Genomic DNA, 14079 nt, shown 5'->3' on the forward strand with positions numbered 1-14079 from the left:
AATTGATTAGTGTTAACAATTTAGATTTTATAGCCAACTGAAAAGTTTACGTGTTAAGGTTTATAGAATTGAATGTTTCTGTAGAGTAAATCTTACGCTTGCAGGATAATTGAAAACACAACCGAATTACTGTTTAATCAATTAAGAGAGAAACAACAATCATCAAGTTTATTAAAAAACTGTTAAGAAGAAACAGGTCGCATGGACATGCAATTGACTTGGCTTATATCATCCCGAGAAATAAACATAACATATCGAAAGCAGATATAAGTACTAATGCGCTTAAGGTTCTTAACCGTTTAATCAGCCATGGGTTTCAGGCCTATATCGTTGGAGGCAGTGTCAGAGATTTATTGCTCCATAAAGCGCCTAAAGATTTTGACATCGCCACAAATGCCACTCCCAATGAGGTAAAAAATCTTTTCAAAAATGCTCGTATCATTGGTCGTCGATTTAAACTGGTACACATTTTATTTCATCGTGAAATTATTGAGGTAGCAACTTTTCGTGGTCATGATTCAAGCGATGCAAGCCATCAATTTAATGAACGTGGTATGCTTGTAAGAGATAATGTTTATGGCTCCCTGGACGAAGATGCATGGCGACGCGATTTTACAATAAACTCGCTTTACTATAATATTTCTGATTCTTCAATCATTGATTTTACTGGTGGTGTAGAAGATGTTAAGCAAAAGCTGATTCGAATAATAGGTGATCCCGTTACGCGCTATCAAGAAGATCCCGTCCGTATGTTACGTGCTGTCAGGTTTAGTGCCAAGCTGCAATTTGATTTATCACCGGAAACCAAAGCCCCTTTCCCTAAAATAAGCCATCTTATAACTCATGTTTCCGGTTCGCGATTATTTGATGAAATAACCAAACTTTATCAATGTGGAGAAGCCGAATCAGTTCAAAAATTATTGGTTGAGTATGGTTTATTTAATTATTTATTTCCGCAAACAGCAGCGCTGTTTGACAGTAATTATCCAGTTAATCCTCTCTTGGGCATAGCCCTTGAAAATACTGATACAAGAATACGTGATGGAAAGCCTGTAACGCCGGCATTTCTTATTGCTATTTTATTATGGTTTCCAATGATAGAGTGCTCCAGAAAATTACAAGAATCTGGACTTGCTCCTTTACCCTCCATTGAAAAAGCCATGTCTATAGTACTTAGTGAACAGAATACAATTATTTCTATACCTAAAAGGTATAGCCTGGTTATAAGGGAAATTTGGCTTTTGCAATATCGTTTCGAAAAAAGATTTGGCGGCAGAGCGTTTAATTTACTTCTTCATCCTCGATTCAGAGCCGCGTATGACTTTATGGCCCTTAGAGCATTATCTGGTGATGAGTCAATGGAGCTGGCACAGTGGTGGGCCACATTTCAAGAAGTAGATGATGTTGAAAAAAATAACATGGTAGCCCAATTGGCTTCAACAATACCCGGGCGGCCAAAAAAGCGTCGTAAACGGAAAGTAGCAAAATGAATGTTTGCTATCTGAGCTTGGGGTCAAATCAAAAAAATCCCGAGCGTCAAATAAGACAAGCCATTAAAGAAATAAAAGAAATTCCATCAACATACCTTATCAAGGTATCTCGCCTATATTGGAATAAAGCCTGGGGCTTTGAAAATCAACAGGAATTTTGTAATGTCGTTATAGAGATACAAACTACTCTGTTGCCTCATAAGCTTCTTAAGTGGTGTCAGAGAATAGAAAATAGGCATAAGAGAGCCAGAAGAAAATTTTGGGGGCCAAGAACATTAGATATTGATATTATTTTATATGGTTATAGAGTAATTCGTACAAAAAGTTTAATCATACCACATCCTTGTTTTCATTTACGCGATTTTGTTCTTGTTCCTCTAATGGAGTTAAACCCTGATTTAAAAGTGCCAAATTACACATAGATATCATAATCTACTACACTATAACTTAATGATTCTATTTAAAATGAGGGTAACATGTATACAAATATTTTATTTGCAACCGATTTGTTAAATGAGCATAGTCATCTTACAGAAAAGGCCGCTAATATTGCCAAACAGTTTAATGCAAAATTATATCTATTACATGTGATTGAGTTGCCAACCAGTATATTAATAGCTCAAGGATTGGGTTTTACGGAACTAGCTAACCCATCAAAAGAGGATGCCCAAACTGTATTATCTTTAATTGGAGAAAATTTACAAATACCTCAAGAGCAGCAATTTGTTGAAATCGGATCAGTAAAAGAACATATATTAAATAAAGCAAAAGATTTGAATTGCCAATTAATTATAATCGGCTCACATTCTGCTACAGGATTACCGTCTATTCTGGGAAGTACAGCGCATGCTGTAGTAAATCATTCAGTTTGTGACGTATTAACACTCAAAGCGGATTAACATGATGAGGCTAGCGCTTATTTGATATATTGGTTTTCCCATGAGATCAATTGGAACCAAACCAAGATCGCTATTTCTTACTTTTTGCCCATCGCATTAATCGTTTCTTCTTGTTCACTTGCCTTTGTGATAATTTATTTTTTTTATTGGCAAATGGATTTTGTCCTCCTTTAAACTCAATTTTTAAAGGAGTACCTACTAATCCTAAATGTTTAATAAACTCATTGTTTAAATAACGTTTATAACTTTCTGGTAAGGCATCGAGTTGATTTCCATGAATAACAATAACTGGAGGATTATGTCCTCCAAGGTGAGCGTAACGTAATTTTATTCGTCGACCATTGACGCATGGTGGTGTATGTTTTGTACTGATATCCTGTAATAATCTGGTCAGTTTAGGAGTAGAAAAGGATTGTATTGCTGAATGATAGGCTTCATTAATATCTTTAAATAATCCACCTACGCCGCTCCCATGTAATGCTGAAATAAATCTGATTTTTGCAAAATTTGCAAAATGCAGTCTTCTTGACAGCTCAGACTTTATTTTTTCTTTATGATCTTCTTCCAGGCCATCCCATTTATTCACAGCAATAACTAGTGCTTTACCAGATTCAATAATAAATCCCAGCAAATTCATATCTTGATCAGTGATGCCTTCATTTGCATCAAGCAGTAACAAACAAACATGAGCTTCCTTTATGGCTTGCAGAGTTTTAATAACAGAAAATTTCTCTATTTTTTCATCAATTCGAGACTTACGTCTGACTCCTGCAGTATCAATAAGGACATACTGCGTATCTTCTCTTGTAAAGGGTATTGAAATACTATCCCTAGTTGTACCGGGCATGTCATAAACCACTACTCTTTCTTCACCCAATATCCTATTTATCAAAGTGGACTTTCCGACATTAGGGCGCCCTGCAAAAGCAATCTTTATCGCTTTCTCTTGCGTTGTTTCATGCGTTTCTGTTGTAAATGGTTCCAGAATTTCTTCGAGTAATGAACTGATCCCTCCACCATGAGAGGCAGATATAGCATGAACATCAGTAATTCCTAAAGATTGAAAATCAGCGCAAGCAATATCTTCATTCATTCCATCCGTCTTATTGACAACGAGATGTACTTTTTTATTAAGTTTTCTCAATGCTTGCGCAATTTGCTGGTCAATACCTGTTAATCCTGAGCGGCCATCGACCAGGAAAAGAATTACATTCGCCTCATTTAAAGCAACCTGAGACTGTCTTGACATCAAATTATCTACTTCAATGTCATCAACTCCTATGCCTCCGGTATCAACAATGATAAAGGACTTGTTCTCATATTGAGCGTGGCCATATTGCCTATCCCTTGTCAAGCCAGGAAAATCAGCGACAAGAGCATCCTGTGTTTTAGTAATTCTATTAAACAAAGTAGACTTGCCAACATTGGGACGCCCTACTAAAGCGATGACAGGGATCATTTTATTAGCTCACTGTAAGTTGATTGAGCGTTCCATTATTGGTTAATACATACATATTTTTACCAGAAACACTCGGTGATACTGTTACTCCACCAGAAAGCTGAGATCGTCCAAGTAATTCACCTGTTTGAGTTGATAAGATATGTAAATATCCTGTTTTATCACCAACAACTAAATTTCCTCCGACCAAAGCTGGTGCAGTAAGCCCTCTTGCTTTTAAGGACGTTTGCTTCCAGTTCACCTGTCCTGTACTGCTGTTTAAAGACCATAAGACATCATTGCTGTCCGTAAAATACAGATTACTATGACTTAAAAGCATATTTTTATAAACGGATGCTGGTTTTCTCCAGATGAATTGGCCATTGGATAGTGATAGTGCTCCAACATAGCCTTGATAAGTTGCCAGATAGGCAACGTTATTGCTTATTATGGGATCAGAATCAATATCGACTAAACGTTCAACATCACTTGCCCCCATCCCATAAGCGATGCTTCTTTGCCAGATCAATCGCCCAGTTTGTAATTCAAAGGCATCTAATTTACCATCAGAAAATCCGACAAGCACCAGATTATCGACGATGATAGGAGAAGAACTGGCTTTTAAGACCAGACTTGGCGCGCCGTGATCTGCAACCCACAGTTGCTTACCGTTTACCGCATCAATCGCATATACTTTCCCATCAATAGTTTTTGCAATGACTTTCTGATGCGATAACGCAGGAGGAGCCAATACTTCAGCAGATACTTTATTTTGCCATATCTCTTTTCCATCAGATTGATTAAGTAGCACTAATGTGGAGACATTGGTTCCTACAACGACGTAACCATCAGCTACAGTTGGTCCACTAACTATATTATTTTTTAATGAGGTAGACCACTTTATCTGACCATCTTTCTTACTAACTGCCTGAACCAATCCACTTGCATCTGCAGTATAAATTATATCACCACGAATAGCTGGTTTGATGTTTAAGTACTCATTTGTTTTGTGAGCTTTTCCAACTGGAGCCGTCCAATTTTGTGCCATTTTAACCTTGGGTTGAATTTCTTTTAGCTCTTTAGGTTGTGGTGTATTATCCTTGCCGAGCATATAATCATCTACATAGGTACATCCTTGAGTCAATGCACATAGTATTAAAACCAATATTCTAATATTCATAAAACACAAACCTTTATAATAATAAAATTAAACTGCTTTTACCCTTTTATCATCAGTAATCATAGATTGAGTCTTAATTGCTAACTCATTTGTTTTCATTTCTAAAAATAAATTACCCATTCCATTTGTTCTTACTTCGTCTATTGCAAGTCTATAGGCATTCATCGCGTCCTGATATTGGCCTTTGGCGCTATAAATATCCCCTTTCAGTTCGTTAATTACTGGCAAGTAGGCTTCGTCTTCAACGACGCTTAATTCATTTAATGCGTTGGTATAAGCTTTATCTGCCGCCAGTAAACGTGCAATGCGAATTTTGGCAATTTGTCTTAACGGTGTCATTTGGCTTTTTGATGCAACCGTCTTTAATTCATTTCTTGCTTGCTCAAGTTTATTTTTACTTACATAGATTTTTGCGAGTGTCATATGAGCTATATCAGCATAAACAGTATGGTTATAATTTTTAATTAATTCATTGGCATATGAACGAACTGACTTTATATTTTGATTGGAAAATGCAATCATCATATTTTCGTAGGCAATAGATGCTTGTTGTTTGATCTTGTCATTGTGCCAATTCATATACCTGTATCCTGCGATAATCAGGAGCACTATTGATAAAAAAATAGTTATCATGTTGCCATATCGTTTCCACCATTTTTTTATAATCTCTAATTGTTCTTCTTCCGTCATGTAAACAGACATAATATTCTCCTGCCCTCAAGCTAGATAATCTTGCAAAAATTCATTTATTTTAGTGATCGGTATTGATACTTGATCTATTTCAGTTCTCAAATCTTTAATGCTTACATATCCCCTGGCTATTTCATCTTCCCCAAGAATCAAAGCCAGGCGAGCCTTACTTTTATCCGCTTTTTTAAATTGGCTTTTAAAACCACCTCCTGCCGTATTGGTAATAACATCAAAAGATGGATGAGCATTTCGAATTGACTCTGCCATGGCAAGCGCTTTCAGTATGGCTTCTTCACTAGTAGCAATGATAAATATAGATTGCTTGTTGTCACTTACATTCAACAAGTTTAAAGTTTCCATTAAAAGAAATATTCTTTCCATTCCTAAAGCAAACCCAACTGCTGGTGTGGGTGCCCCACCCAGAAATTCCACCAACATATCGTACCTGCCCCCTGCACATATTGTAGCTTGACTTCCTAGTTGGTCTGTTACCCATTCAAACACCGTATGACCATAATAATCTAGTCCTCTTACCAATACAGGGTTAATGGAATAAGTGATACCAAGTGTTTCCAATCCGTTACAGAACGATTGAAAATGTTCTTTGCTATTATCACCAAGAACATCAATTAACTTGGGAGCATTTTGAATGAGTTGTTGAAGATCAGGGTTTTTACTATCAAGAACTCTCAAAGGGTTTTTATCTAATCGTCTTTTGCTGTCTTCATCAAGTATATTAAAATGATCGCGTAGATATTCTACCAGGATAGAGCGATATTTCTGACGCTCATTTAGTTCACCTAATGAATTAATTTGTAATTGCACTGACTGGGAAAAACCCAGTTCGGTCCATAATCCGCGGCAAATTGATATCAGCTCAAGTTCTATGGCCGTACCAGTAATTCCTAGTGCTTCAACCCCAAATTGGTTAAATTGACGGTATCTACCTTTTTGAGGACGTTCATGACGAAACATAGGACCTAAGTACCATAATTTCTGTTGTTGATTATGCAATAAACCATGTTCTATACAGGCACGGACACAACCAGCAGTTCCTTCTGGCCTGAGGGTTATGCTATCACCGTTCAAATCGTTGAACGTGTACATTTCTTTTTCAACAATATCTGTTATTTCGCCAATGGTACGTTTAAATAGCTGTGTATTCTCAACAATCGGAAAACGAATTTCCTTATATCCATATCGTACAAGGCAGTTTATAAAAGTTTGTTCTATATAGCGCCATGCCGAGGTACTATCAGGCAGTATATCATTCATTCCTCGGATAGCTTGAATTTTATCAACCACCATTTTTCTCCAAAGGCGTCATTTGTGCATTATTAGGCGTTAACAACGATTCCATTTTTGATAAATCAGTCAATTTAATTTCCGAACTGGTTTCACTAATTGATAATCCAGATGAATTTTCTTTAGGTGTATCTATAGTCTGGTTATCCTTGTTTTTTTGCCACCAGATCCCAACAGCAACTAAAACTCCAATTGCAAACAGTATGGTGAACCATTTTATAAAATGTTCTGCTTTGTGAGATTCTTTTTTGCTTTGCCATAGAGCTGCTCTTTCTGATTTTTTTTCAAAGCAATATTGCGCATTAAAAACAGTCAAAAAAGGTTCAGGTGAAACCCCTAGTAATTTTGAATAGGCACGCAAGTACCCTTTTATAAAAACTGGCTGAGGTAATAAATCAAAATCTCCTGCTTCAATGAGCTCTATAATACGAGCTCGTAAATGAAGTTTGCTCGCAACATACTCGATTGAATAACCCTTTTGCTGGCGTAGAGCCGCTAGCTCATAGCCAGGGTTAGTGATTTCATTATTTCTTGTCTCATCCATTGCTGCTATTGTATTCATCATTTACTCCACTAATATTATTAGTTGGCTCCATTTTATTGAAGCTATTTTCATATTCTGCTGCAAGAGTATATTGGCCTGTTCTATTTGCTATGTCTTTCGCTAATGCAAGCATTACTTTGTCATTTAATACTAAATCAGCATGTTTTTGAAGCAGATCGAGGGCTTCTTTATCATGCCCTATTTTACTTTGTAATTTTACTAATTCATATAGTGATTCTTTTCTTGATGGATCCTGATTTAAAGCCTTGGTAAAATATATAATGGCTTTATCATGATCTGGTATAGCCATAGCACACAAGCCAGCATTTTCATAAGCGCCTGACGTATGCACATAATTTTGATCTTTAACGGCCTTTAAAAAATATATTTCTGCATTTTTATAATCCCCCTGTCGACATAGAAAAGCACCATAGTTATTCATTTGTGCTCCACCGTTTTGTGATAAGGTCATTGCTTTGTGATAGAACTTCCTGGCTTGATCCAATTCTTTGGTTTGTTCAAAATAATAGGCTAATGCGGCATTAACATCTGCAGAATCAGGCTGTTGTTCCAAGGCAGTTAGCAGCTTCTTCTTTGCCCGTGGCCTATCTCCCTGCTTCAAATATCCCAACCCCAATTGCACATTAAAAGAAGCTGCTTTGCTAAGATCTACTTTTCTAGGGGCATTTGGCTCTTCGCTGTCTTGTGCATGCTGACAAGCTTCTAAAAATAAGCATGTTATTATAATTAATAAATACCTTATGCTCTTTAGCACGATTAACCACTTTACGTTAGAAATGATTTTGCATTATAACCACTTAAGTCCAAATTAAAAATGATTTGTCACTATTTAATGTGAGTCTATATGCGAAAATAGTTTTATTAGGCTTAATCTCCTACCTGAATTACTGCTGAAAGTCTCAATTAGTACTCAGTTATTATGCCATTTCTTTTGAAGAAATAACCAATTCATTTGATTTGTCTGTTTTGCCCATGAAGCGAAGCTTTTGCCATCGCTGTGATCTGCTGGTTTTATCTTTTACTTCACCAGCAAGTTGACCGCATGCCGCATCGATATCATCTCCACGAGTTTTGCGAGTAATGGTATTAATACCGTGTTTCATTAATTTCTCTCGAAATGCATCAATAGCTTCCTGGGATGATCTTTGATATTGAGTTAAAGGAAATGGATTAAACGGGATTAAATTAACTTTTGCAGGTACATTATGCAATAGTTTAATTAACTGGCTAGCATGTTCAGGTTGATCATTCACACCTTTTAGCATGACGTATTCAAAGGTTACTTTTCTTCTTGGTTCATCTTTAAAATATCGTTTACATAAAGATATCAATTGGGAGAGTGGATATTTTTTATTAATTGGCACCAGTTCATTGCGTAATTCATCTGTTGGTGCATGTAAGGACACTGCCAAGGCAACAGGACTGACTTCTCTAAGTCGTTCCATTTCTGGTAAAACACCTGAAGTACTTAATGTAACGCGTCTTTTGGATAATCCATAAGCTAAATCATCCATCATGATATTCATAGCAGAAACAACATTATCAAAATTAAGTAATGGTTCGCCCATTCCCATCATCACGACGTTAGTTATTTTTTTATCGTGAGTACCATTATTATTAGATAGTTCGCGTGCCGCCAACCATACCTGACCAATAATTTCAGCTGTTGACAAATTTCTATTAAATCCTTGTTTTGCGGTAGAGCAAAAAGAACAATTTAAAGCACAACCTACTTGTGATGAAACGCAGAGTGTTCCCCGATTAGCTTCGGGAATAAATACTGTTTCAATACAATTTCCACATTCCAGCTTTAATAACCACTTATGTGTGCCATCAGCTGATTTTTGGCAAGCAACGATTTCAGGTAAATCTACACAAGCTAATTGGGAAAGCTTATTTCTTAAAACTTTCCCTAAATTAGTCATCTGAGTGAAGTCACGGATGCCAACTTGATGAATCCATTGAAATAGCTGTTGAGCTCTGAAAGGTTTTTCATCCCAAGCCATCAATAATTCTCGTAATTGCGAGTAATTATAATTTAATAGATTCACTTTTTGTTGGTTCATGACCGCTCCCACACTGGCTTTTATCTATCGCATAACTCATGTGGCTCAAAGAAAAATGCTATTTCACGAGCAGCATTTTCCAGACTATCTGAGCCATGCACAGCATTTGCATCGATGCTATCAGCAAAGTCGGCACGAATAGTTCCAGGTGCTGCTTCTTTAGGATTGGTTGCGCCCATAATTTCTCTGTTTTTAGCTACGGCATTATCACCTTTTAATACCTGGATCATTACAGGACCAGAAATCATAAAATTTACAAGGTCCTTAAAAAATGGTCGTGCGCGATGAATATCATAAAAGTTTTCAGCTTGTTCGCGTGAAAGTTGTGTCATTTTAGCGGCAACAATATCTAGACCTGCTTTTTCAAAGCGAGTGTATATTTCACCTATCACAGATTTTGCCACAGCATCAGGTTTGATAATAGATAATGTTAATTCTTTTGCCATCATGCACTCCAATGAGATTAAATTAAAGTGCATCATTATACATGAACTTATAGTAGTCTGGCTAATAAAAATTCATGTACTCATCCATTCAGTTAGTATATATGACATGATTTGAGGGAAAACAGAGCTCTATTTTAATGTAAAGCTTTTAGCGTTCTCCAATCGTTCTATCAAAATATAATGGTTCTCGATTAATAGCATCTTGTTCCGGGTCAATTTTATATTCAGGTAATAATTTAATTAACTCAATGAGACGCAGTATTACCTCATAGAATTGGCTTCTAAATGATTTAGCTTGTTGGCTTAGATGATTAGTTCGGTTAGTAAATTCGTCAAGTTTTGTATTTAAGGCTTCGAGGACTTGAAAGAGTTGATTCAGATTGGTAAGGATAGTTTCTTTTAATTCAGTACTTACAGAAACAGCTAATGTTCGATTTAATTTATCAATTAGCTGATACTTGTTATTTTGTGATTGGTCCTTGACAAGATCACAATGAATAAAGGCCTTGATTATAGCTTTTCTAATTGCATTTTTTTTAATTTTAGAATTTGTATTTTTGTATAAGCTATTTAATTTGGAAAGAGTTATTTCCAGTTTTGCATTCCAATCAAGGCTTATTTTCATTAAACTGGCTTGGCTTGAAGCAATGAGATTATCCTGCTCTAACTCCAATTTATGAAATTCATCCCCTAATTGAACTAATCGTTGTCTTTCCTCTTCTAGTGACTCGCGAGTTCCAGCTCCTTGTGAATCAGGCTCTTTACTGCTTTCACCAGACAACAAATAATCAATTAATAGTTTCTGTGCGTAGACATGGTAATCACTTGCCTGTTGAATTACAATTCCATTAAGTACATTCTTTAAGGGAATCTGTAACAAATGGCGATAGAAACTAGATGGGATGTTAATAGCTTCTAATAATTCATCTGGTGGCAGTGATATGTTATATCGACCTAATATTCGTTCAGCTGTTATTGATCCATAGGTGGAAAGCCATTGGCTCAGTTCATCATCTTTTTGTATTTCGTCCATTTTTTATCCAATTTAAATTCTTTAAAGTATGTGATATAAGGGCTATTTATTTGAAATTATAGTGTATTTTATCATGTTAAAACGATTAGATAGTGATTTACAAACGTTAAATGATTTTTTAAAAGTTAAAACGCCGGAAACGTGGTTGCATTATGCTGCTGCTAATATACCTCTTTTATTGCTCGATCATGCTCATTGTGAACGTAAGGCAGCTGGAACAGCAATTAATTTCATAAGCAAATACCCAGAAAAAGCAGAGTTAATAGCAATTATGGCACCATTGGCAAGAGAAGAGTTACTACACTTTGAAAAAGTCATTGATATCATGAAGCAAAAAGGAGTTTTTTATGCTCCTTTACAGCCGTCAGACTATGCATCCAATTTGCATAAACATGTAACAAATAAAGACGGAATTGAGCGGTTGTGTGATCAGTTGATTATAGGCGCTATCATTGAGGCTAGGTCTTGCGAGCGCTTTAATTCAATAATTCCATATATCGAAGATCAGGACTTAGCTAAATTTTATAAAACATTGGTTAAATCAGAATGCAGACATTTTGAAGAATATTTGTATTTGGCTAAGTTCTATGGTGGTGCTATTGATGATCGTATTTCTGAGTTCTTAACTATAGAAAATGCATTTATTTTATCAGAAGATGCGGTATTTCGCTTTCATAGCGGCTTGCCCCCTGCTTGAACCTTAAAGCTGAGTCTCACACTAGCCTACATAACTTATAAGCTAGTGCCCAATATTCCTCTCACTTATACTAAGGTGTGCGTGGTCTGTATTGCAAATCGGGATCATATTCAGTTAAAAAATGATTAAGCCCATGCTGATCATCTTTTTTTAATTTGTCAAATGTTGGTTTGTCTAACGTTTCACCGTGTGAATTAACAAATTGACCAGGATTGCTAGGATCAGGCGTATAATCATTATTCTTTAGCCACATATGGATCATACCCTCGAATATTTGATCAAGTTTACCCTTTTCTTCACCTTTATCTGAGCGCGTAAGAGGTTCAATTTTCAATTTTTTATCATCGGTATAACTCACTTCATGTTGCAACATTGGTAAATCAATTTCAGGATCTCCCGTTAGTTTTTTCCCAATATAATCTTTAATGGGGAAGATACCCCAATCCATGATCTTGTTACCAATTCCTGCACGCAATTCTTTCATAGTCTGAGCATTTGCCTTGACCATTTCATAATACATTTTTAATAAACTCATGATGGCAGCTCGAGCATCCATATAAGCATTTAAATCAGCATTCAGAACCTCATCTGCTTTTTGGATCGCATTTTCCCAAAGAGTTGTTGTTTGGCCCGTACGAGGATCTTTGATATATCGGCCTTTTTTTAGATTGTCTTCTGCTTCAGCCCGCTCTCTGCTTCTTTTAGCAAGCAATTCTTCGCGTTCTTTAGCCATAGCATTTTCTATTTCAGTCTTTCGAATTTGCTCGAGTTCCTCTTTCATTTTATTTGGTGGTTTAGGCATTGGGCAACTCCTCAATTTATATCATATTGGGTGAAATAGAATCCTTTTGTATTATCATAACACAATAGCTTAGGTATGTCATCCCAATCACTTAGAACATACTTTGTAAGTATTTTTCCTTCATAAGAATAATTTGTTAAGCCAGGTTTATGTGTGTGTCCATGAATCAGTATTTCTGTATTATTTTTGTGCATATGCCGAATTGCAGTCTCTTTAACAACATCCATCTGTTCGATGGATTTATGGTGATTATTTAGACTGATTTTGCGTACACCGCTAACCATTCGGTTACGAATTGATAAAGGAAGTCTTAAAAAGAGAAATGAGAAACACCTGTTTCTCGTTAATAGCCGGAATCGTTGGTGAGATCGGTCACTAGTACAATAACGATCGCCATGGGCCAGCAAAATCCTGTTATTTCCAAGGGTGATAACAGTTGGCTCTGTTAATATTTTCCAACCGGTTCGTTTGGCAAATGATGAACCAAGTAAAAAATCACGATTTCCGGTCATAAAATAAATTTCAATGCCACTTTGAGTCAGCGATTTTATTTGCTTTGCAATAGCATCACTCCAGGCATTAATTGAATCATCACCTGACCAGGCATGGAAGAAATCACCCAGGATATAAATTTTTCTTACAGAGTTCCGAGCCCAATTTATAAAACGATGAAATCTTGCTTGGATTTCATCGTCCTCTGGATGCAGATGTAAATCGGATATAAAAACGGATTCAATCATAATGGCTCAACAACGATATGTTCATTTGATAAATAGATCTGACAAGGTCCATTAACAGGTTCAATAGCATCACTTATCCGATAGAAACCAGCTATGGATACTAATTCTGCATCCAAAGATTGACAAAAAATTCTCGCCTCAACATCTCCGGATATTCCTGCTAAAGCTCGACCGCGTAATGTCCCATATACATGAATATTTCCATCAGCTAATAACTCTGCTCCATGACTAACTGAAGAAGCCACTATTAAATCAGCCCCCTTGGCAACAACTTGTTGGCCTGATCGTACTGGTGTCGTTAGTAATTTTGTCTTGATGTTCTCGATATTTTGAAATTCGGAAGATTCATCAATTATTGGTTTATCATGTGCCGTTGAAGCATTGAGTATACCTAAACCTTGACATTGAGCCAAAGTGTCGTGTAACGGACTACCGCCTTGAATTGCCAAGGGAATCATACCATGACTACGTGCAATTTGACATAACTCCTGTAAATCAAACTCAAGATGATTGACAGAAGATAAATCAAAAACCACGGGGGTTCTTTCAAATAATTTAGGTGCTTTGAGAACAGTTTCAGCAAATTGTTGAGAAAAGGCTTCTTTATTAGTGTTCAAAACTTGCAAAACGGTTAAAGTATACAACCTTCCTTTAAGCTTAAATGCTTGTGTATTAGTTATATTTTCACCCATTAGCATGATATCCATTAGAGATTTTTTTGTTTATAC

The 14079-nt window shown here is 36.3% G+C and carries 16 protein-coding genes; 4 read left to right on the forward strand and 12 right to left on the reverse strand.

Going from position 1 to position 14079, the window contains the following annotated elements; genetic code table 11:
- Positions 1-218: 218 nt before the first annotated feature.
- From pcnB to EL201_RS07880, 3 genes are read left to right on the forward strand one after another with little or no spacing between them, the layout of a single operon-like run.
- A complete protein-coding gene (pcnB, locus tag EL201_RS07870) occupies positions 219-1490 on the forward strand; it encodes a polynucleotide adenylyltransferase PcnB (RefSeq protein ID WP_027221725.1) in 1272 nt (423 codons plus the stop codon).
- Positions 1487-1912, forward strand: coding sequence for a 2-amino-4-hydroxy-6-hydroxymethyldihydropteridine diphosphokinase (folK, locus tag EL201_RS07875; protein ID WP_027221726.1), 426 nt, complete (start codon positions 1487-1489; stop codon positions 1910-1912). Before pcnB ends, folK begins: the two co-directional genes overlap by 4 nt.
- 54 nt (positions 1913-1966) lie before the next feature.
- Entirely contained in the window at positions 1967-2389 is a 423-nt protein-coding gene (locus EL201_RS07880; protein ID WP_027221727.1) for a universal stress protein, read from the forward strand.
- Positions 2390-2459: 70 nt separating this feature from the next.
- Here EL201_RS07880 and der read toward each other — a convergent pair whose 3' ends face one another.
- From der to EL201_RS07925, 9 genes are all read right to left on the reverse strand, one after another.
- The gene (gene der / locus EL201_RS07885) at positions 2460-3848 is read right to left on the reverse strand and encodes a ribosome biogenesis GTPase Der (protein ID WP_027221728.1); all 1389 of its coding nucleotides are present in this window, start codon (positions 3846-3848) and stop codon (positions 2460-2462) included.
- 4 nt (positions 3849-3852) lie between these two features.
- The gene (gene bamB, locus EL201_RS07890; RefSeq protein WP_027221729.1) at positions 3853-5007 is read right to left on the reverse strand and encodes an outer membrane protein assembly factor BamB; all 1155 of its coding nucleotides are present in this window, start codon (positions 5005-5007) and stop codon (positions 3853-3855) included.
- A 27-nt stretch (positions 5008-5034) separates the two neighbouring features.
- Complete coding sequence (locus EL201_RS07895) at positions 5035-5709, reverse strand: YfgM family protein (RefSeq protein ID WP_027221730.1); 675 nt, start codon at positions 5707-5709, stop codon at positions 5035-5037.
- A 15-nt stretch (positions 5710-5724) separates the two neighbouring features.
- On the reverse strand, positions 5725-7005 hold the full coding sequence (gene hisS, locus EL201_RS07900; RefSeq protein ID WP_027221731.1) for a histidine--tRNA ligase: 1281 nt from the start codon (positions 7003-7005) through the stop codon (positions 5725-5727).
- The gene (locus tag EL201_RS07905) at positions 6995-7564 is read right to left on the reverse strand and encodes a helix-turn-helix domain-containing protein (protein WP_027221732.1); all 570 of its coding nucleotides are present in this window, start codon (positions 7562-7564) and stop codon (positions 6995-6997) included. The genes hisS and EL201_RS07905 overlap by 11 nt, the downstream gene beginning before the upstream one ends.
- A complete protein-coding gene (gene pilW / locus EL201_RS07910) occupies positions 7539-8321 on the reverse strand; it encodes a type IV pilus biogenesis/stability protein PilW (protein ID WP_027221733.1) in 783 nt (260 codons plus the stop codon). Before pilW ends, EL201_RS07905 begins: the two co-directional genes overlap by 26 nt.
- A 163-nt stretch (positions 8322-8484) precedes the next feature.
- Positions 8485-9633 (reverse strand): dual-specificity RNA methyltransferase RlmN, encoded by a 1149-nt coding sequence (gene rlmN / locus EL201_RS07915; RefSeq protein ID WP_027221734.1) that lies wholly within the window; start codon positions 9631-9633, stop codon positions 8485-8487.
- 20 nt (positions 9634-9653) lie between these two features.
- Positions 9654-10079, reverse strand: a complete 426-nt coding sequence (gene ndk, locus EL201_RS07920; protein ID WP_027221735.1) for a nucleoside-diphosphate kinase — start codon at positions 10077-10079, stop codon at positions 9654-9656.
- 148 nt (positions 10080-10227) lie between these two features.
- Positions 10228-11112 (reverse strand): hypothetical protein, encoded by an 885-nt coding sequence (locus EL201_RS07925; RefSeq protein WP_027221736.1) that lies wholly within the window; start codon positions 11110-11112, stop codon positions 10228-10230.
- Positions 11113-11185: 73 nt separating this feature from the next.
- On the opposite strand from EL201_RS07925, the gene EL201_RS07930 reads away from it, so the two are divergent.
- Entirely contained in the window at positions 11186-11809 is a 624-nt protein-coding gene (locus EL201_RS07930) for a MiaE family protein (RefSeq protein WP_027221737.1), read from the forward strand.
- Between the two features lie 70 nt (positions 11810-11879).
- Here the strand turns inward: EL201_RS07930 and EL201_RS07935 are convergent, their stop codons facing one another.
- From EL201_RS07935 to minC, 3 genes are read right to left on the reverse strand one after another with little or no spacing between them, the layout of a single operon-like run.
- Entirely contained in the window at positions 11880-12626 is a 747-nt protein-coding gene (locus tag EL201_RS07935) for a hydrolase (RefSeq protein WP_080272950.1), read from the reverse strand.
- On the reverse strand, positions 12623-13351 hold the full coding sequence (locus EL201_RS07940) for a UDP-2,3-diacylglucosamine diphosphatase (protein ID WP_027221739.1): 729 nt from the start codon (positions 13349-13351) through the stop codon (positions 12623-12625). The genes EL201_RS07935 and EL201_RS07940 overlap by 4 nt, the downstream gene beginning before the upstream one ends.
- Complete coding sequence (gene minC / locus EL201_RS07945) at positions 13348-14043, reverse strand: septum site-determining protein MinC (protein ID WP_027221740.1); 696 nt, start codon at positions 14041-14043, stop codon at positions 13348-13350. Before minC ends, EL201_RS07940 begins: the two co-directional genes overlap by 4 nt.
- Positions 14044-14079 lie beyond the last annotated feature (36 nt).

The organism is Legionella pneumophila subsp. pascullei, assembly GCF_900637585.1.
GTDB lineage: Bacteria > Pseudomonadota > Gammaproteobacteria > Legionellales > Legionellaceae > Legionella > Legionella pascullei.